This window comes from Coleofasciculus sp. LEGE 07092, assembly GCF_015207375.1.
Classification (GTDB): Bacteria; Cyanobacteriota; Cyanobacteriia; order Cyanobacteriales; family Coleofasciculaceae; genus LEGE-07092.
In genome coordinates this window covers 1-4,419 of record NZ_JADEWY010000229.1, presented here as the reverse complement: position 1 = coordinate 4,419, position 4,419 = coordinate 1, and the positions used below count along the sequence as shown (strand labels likewise).

The window sequence follows — 4,419 nt, the reverse complement described above, 5'->3', positions numbered from 1 at the left end:
CCGCTCCCCAGCTCCCTTCTTGGTAAAATACCCATGTAACCCATATCTCTGTAACCATGTCCCCGGAAACAAATCTAGGTGCAGATGCTGTTGATCAAGCGATCGCTCAGGGAATTGACTTGGATGGTACTCCCATTCTCCCGACCAAGCTGGAACTCTATCATAAGGTCATGATGCTGGAAGCCGGCAGGCAGCGTAGCGGCGTAACCAATACTATGCGATCGCGTATTGTGCGGATTGGGGCAAAACACATTTCCCAGGATGAACTCAATCAAATGCTCACAGATGCTGATTTTGCCCCCCTGAAAGAGAAAGAAATTGCCTTCTACTACGGGGGAAAATAAAAATAGTCCACAGGAATAACTCTTGGGTGGCACGATAGGCTGTCACTAACCAATCCTACGCCCCCTATATCGAATTTCATTGGTATTATTTTCGGGAAAAGCTTCTGGATTGAATTCTGGAGGGCTATCCTCCTCCAGTTCATAAATTTCAGTTGTGTTTATTAAATTAACTTCAGATGCGTTCAGTTCATCCTGAACCTTTTTCACACTGCGCTTGATTTCTCCCTCCAGAAGCCCTGCCAGCGCTTTACCCGCTTTAACGAGCAAGAAAATATCCTGAAAGCAGGCACTCAAGATGATATGACCTTCGGGTGCTCGAACCGAAATACTTTCAATCTCCTGCCAATTTAATTCCTCATGAACGCTTCTGGCTAAATAGAGCATGGTTCCAGCCACAATCAAAACACTACTTTCATCCATGCCAATGGGGGCAGTCATCGGCTGCCCTTCTAGGGAAACCAGAACAGCACTCTGAATGCCGATGGGTTTAGAAACCAGTTCCTTTAAAATTGCCTCAATTTTATTAGTATTCATAGTCTGCCTTCTTTCGTGATTCAGCCCTGAATCATGCTGCCCACTCGTTAGCGTCTTGTCTGTGTGATTGCTGATTGGCGGGTTCACTTCAGCTTTATCAACAGGAACAAATAAGTTAAGCAACGTCCTTTGATCGAGTGTCCAATGGCTTTGCTCCTGAACTTCTGAGGGAATAGCCACTCCTGTACGAACCGATTGATAACTGCACGAGCCTGGAATAACTAGGGTGTCCAAGGTGATTGGAAATGTCTTCTGCTGGTCAATCGGTGCGATTGGTCCGGTTTGGAGGCACGCTAAAATTGCTTTGAGTTGGCTACTCTCTAGTAAACCTGGCAAATAATAACAGATAAAATAAGGAACGTGAGCGCGACCTAAGTCATCCATCCCATCGTTATATAGCCAGCCAAATAAGCTATCTTCTACAGTCAACTGATGCAAGTAAGCCGCTCGATATCCAGCCTTAGGAGGATTATAGGAATCCCAATACTGATAGACTACTCGTTCCACAAACGCTTGCCGAACTTCCGTGGGAACTCCGGCACTCGCAAGGCACGTAAACCCTATCCTCGGAAAGCTGCTGTAGATAAGTTGGCTAACAAGCATGGGGCATGATTAGTAACGTTAGACGGTACTTTCACCGTTTTAAGTATCAAACTATCCAGTTGTCTTCCCAGTTTATGAGAACGCTGCTGGCAAACTCTTTTCCTACTCCAGAGCGGTAAAAATAAGTGACCCGTTCTTTCGTGATCGGCTTTCCCTGCCTCCTCTGTAACTATGGAAAACGGGACAAAAACGTCTGCTAGATGGTGCTAGATGCGTGTGCGATCGCTTAATCTGGCGGCGTCGGTACTGGCTCATCACGATATTGCTCAAAGTTGACGACTGCCTCTTTGATTAAGAATAGGCTGAGACCTCCTAATAAGGTCATGGCTAGAATTAGAGCCACAACTAAACTGTACTTCCTAATACCGGAGCGTGACTGTATCGTAGTTGGCTCAAACTGGGAATCGTTTGGCAGTTGTTGAGCAACCAATTCGGGTAAATCTTCAGTTGAACTAGATTTTTTAACCTTCTCTAACTCAGAAGCTAACCAGAGAACTGGAGCAGCCGCTTGTTCTGACTTTAGCGCTGAACTTCCTTCTGGGGAAACAACAATAGGGATTCCCGAATAAAATGTTTTGTAGTTGACCTTTAGAGTATCAAGGAAGTTGGTAAGAGGTTGCAGGGATTCATCCAAGCGTTGGTGATTGAGTGGATCAGGTTTGAGTAAGTCGCATTTGGTCAAGATTAATGCAAATGGATGCCTTAATCCATTCTGAGCAACTAGTTCTGCGATCGCTTTTACCGACTCAACCAATTCTTCCACTGACTGAGCCTCAGTATTTGACAGCAGTGCCAGCGCATCAATAAATACGCAACATCCATCTGAGTTCAACACCAGCACTCGAAAACCCGGATTATAAAACTTACACGACTCCCCAGGCGTATCCCACCAACGGAAATGGCACAGCGTTTGGGTTTCCTCCCCACTCTGACGCTTCAGGCTGAAGTCAAAGTTAGTAAGTTTCATCGTGGCAGGCGGATACTCACCTGTTCGCGCAACGTAGCTGAGGACATTCTCAAGGGTTTTCTGGGTATCGCTGTCTTGGCAATCGCACCACAGTTTTTGGGGATTGTCCTTGTGATTATCTGGATGTAACTCTGCATAAGTGCCAACCAGAAAAACAGTCTTACCCACCCCCCGTTGACCGATACTCAGGAGGCTGTATAATTGGGAATTTTCAGATAATACATTCATTTGAAAAATCTGTATTCAAGTTTAAATCAATAAAATCTCATCCTATCCTTATTAATAATTATGCAGATATTGAAGCGTCGTGAAATATTTTTTTTCAAAATAGTTTATTGTTGCACGGTTTTCTGTCCCATCTCAATTTCCTCTTTTTCCTACTTTGCCTACCTTCCAAACTAAAAACTTTTCCTCATATCGAGAACTGTAAAACCATCGATAAACTATCATTAAGCTTGAGCTAACACCTGGTATTGCGCCTCCCTAATCCGACCCGCTTGATAGAGGGTTTCCGTAATTTCCGAAATCGTTAATACCGAATGGGCACGATAACCATTAGCTTTTAGGCGATCCTTAACTTCTTGCTCGTGATCAATAAACACTACAATGTCATTAACTGTTAACCCGGCTGACTCCAGCTTTGCTGCCCCTTCCATGGCACTTTTGCCGCTAATCAGAATATCATCCACTACCACTACGGTTTCCCCAAGCTCGAAATGACCTTCAATCACCCGTCTAGTTCCGTGAGCTTTCACTTCCTTACGGGGATAAATCATGGGATGATTGAGGCGGAGGGATAATCCCGTTGCCGTCGGCAAAGACCCATAAGGAATGCCTGCAATGCGGTCAAAGCTGAGGTCTTTGAGAATATCGGCATAGGCTTTAAGCATTTGGTGGAACAGTTGCGGGTTGGAAATGATTTTCCGCAAATCGATGTAGTAGGGAAAAACCGCGCCCGATGACTGAACGAATTCGCCAAACAGAATGCAACCGATGTCATAGAGTTGCAAAATTAAATCTTGATGCGGGTTTTCTCCCAGCAAACAGACATCGGGCATCCATAAGTCACAGGCGGAAGCATTACGAATAATTTCACGTCTCGTTTGATTAATTTGCTCACGCAGGGGTTGAATGGCAACAGCAGGTTGTTCGCTTGCCAACATATCTTGAGGAACTGGAATCAGCAGAGCTTCACCACTGTCATTTAAGCCTGCTGTCAGCATTTGCTTAAAGTCTCCACTCCCCTCAGCCCAGATGCTGCGTACCAGAATCACTCGTTCAGGAGCAACTGCCCGAATTCCTGCCAGGATATTCGGGGAGGGGGTTCCCACTTCCAGCGCCAATTCTTCAGGGGTTCCCCAAGTTTTGGCTTCCTTGACCACTTGCAAGTAAAGTGGTGTTTCAGGTGTAGGATACTGCTGCACGGCGACAGCACTGGGATTGGAAGTACAGCATAGGACAAACACGGCTTTACCGGGATAGAGCAAAAAGGGGGCGACTTGATCTTGTCCGGTATAAGAACTTACGGTAATGGCATCAACCTGCCACTGTTCAAAAACCATCTGAGCAAAAACGCTACTGGTATTGAGGTCGCCATGTTTAGCATCCAAAATAATTGGCAGATGTGGTGGAATAGCTTCTAAGGTTCGTTCTAGTAGTTCTAGCCCCGGAACTCCCAACGCTTTGTAAAAGCCAAAGGTAGGCTTGTAAGCACAAACTAACTCTGCGGTTTGAGCAATAATAAATTGCAGCCAATCCCCTAAATCCTCAATGCTACTGCCTTGGCTCCCTCGGGTTGTATAGCGCGTCGGCATCATTTCTGGATTGGGATCGAGTCCCACAACCAGCAAGCTCTGATTTTGCGCGATCGCGGCATTCAATTTCTCGAAAAAGTTCATTAAGTTTACAAAGCTGGATGATTTATCCTAGCTTTTATCTTGCTCGAAAGAAAAGTCAAGGGAGTTCTTGAAG

The 4,419-nt window shown here is 45.4% G+C and carries 4 protein-coding genes; 1 reads left to right on the top strand and 3 read right to left on the bottom strand.

The genetic code is table 11. From position 1 onward, the window contains the following. The first annotated feature begins 56 nt into the window (after positions 1–56). Positions 57–344 (top strand): DUF4090 family protein, encoded by a 288-nt coding sequence (locus tag IQ257_RS28820; protein WP_193882335.1) that lies wholly within the window; start codon positions 57–59, stop codon positions 342–344. A 45-nt stretch (positions 345–389) separates the two neighbouring features. Here the strand turns inward: IQ257_RS28820 and IQ257_RS28815 are convergent, their stop codons facing one another. From IQ257_RS28815 to IQ257_RS28805, 3 genes are all read right to left on the bottom strand, one after another. Continuing rightward, positions 390–1,481 carry a roadblock/LC7 domain-containing protein gene (locus IQ257_RS28815; protein ID WP_193882332.1) on the bottom strand — a complete coding sequence of 364 codons (1,092 nt, stop codon included), beginning with the start codon at positions 1,479–1,481 and terminating at the stop codon, positions 390–392. A 226-nt stretch (positions 1,482–1,707) separates the two neighbouring features. Then, the gene (locus IQ257_RS28810) at positions 1,708–2,676 is read right to left on the bottom strand and encodes a TRAFAC clade GTPase domain-containing protein (RefSeq protein ID WP_193882329.1); all 969 of its coding nucleotides are present in this window, start codon (positions 2,674–2,676) and stop codon (positions 1,708–1,710) included. A gap of 221 nt (positions 2,677–2,897) precedes the next feature. Beyond that, positions 2,898–4,346 (bottom strand): bifunctional orotidine-5'-phosphate decarboxylase/orotate phosphoribosyltransferase, encoded by a 1,449-nt coding sequence (locus IQ257_RS28805; protein WP_193882326.1) that lies wholly within the window; start codon positions 4,344–4,346, stop codon positions 2,898–2,900. Between the last annotated feature and the right edge of the window lie 73 nt (positions 4,347–4,419).

Excerpts from the sequence above, each read along its gene's own strand:
- IQ257_RS28815 (WP_193882332.1), bottom strand. The coding sequence starts at position 1,481 with ATGCTTGTTAGCCAACTTATCTACAGCAGCTTTCCGAGGATAGGGTTT.
- IQ257_RS28805 (WP_193882326.1), bottom strand. The coding sequence starts at position 4,346 with ATGAACTTTTTCGAGAAATTGAATGCCGCGATCGCGCAAAATCAGAGC.
- IQ257_RS28820 (WP_193882335.1), top strand. The coding sequence starts at position 57 with ATGTCCCCGGAAACAAATCTAGGTGCAGATGCTGTTGATCAAGCGATC.
- IQ257_RS28810 (WP_193882329.1), bottom strand. The coding sequence starts at position 2,676 with ATGAATGTATTATCTGAAAATTCCCAATTATACAGCCTCCTGAGTATC.